Source organism: Methylobacterium sp. AC433, from assembly GCF_979253015.1.
The window spans coordinates 1-252 of record NZ_CEEDBN010000085.1 but is presented as its reverse complement, the minus strand read 5'-3'; the positions used below and the strand labels follow the sequence as shown (position 1 = coordinate 252).

General features: G+C 76.6%; 1 pseudogene. It reads right to left on the bottom strand.

The window, feature by feature from the left end:
- A pseudogene (locus tag AC0IWM_RS23825) lies at window positions 1–252 on the bottom strand (DNA topoisomerase); the annotation flags it as partial.

Below are 252 nucleotides of genomic sequence, written 5' to 3'. Positions count from 1 at the left end.
GCGGACGAGGTCCGCCTCGAGCCGCCCGCGCTCCGGCGCCTTGCGCAGGGGGACGCTGGCATGGTGCTCGCCCGGGTCCTTGACGTAGGGCCCCCTCGCCCCGCGCCGGATGACGGGCGCGTCCGCGGTGAGGAGGGGCCGGAGGTCCACCAGCACGGAGCCGCTGGCGGCCATCACCGCGCCGGCATCCCCGGCCTGCCCCTCGGGCAGGCTTTCCGACACGGTGCGCGGGTAGCTGAGATAGCCCTGGTC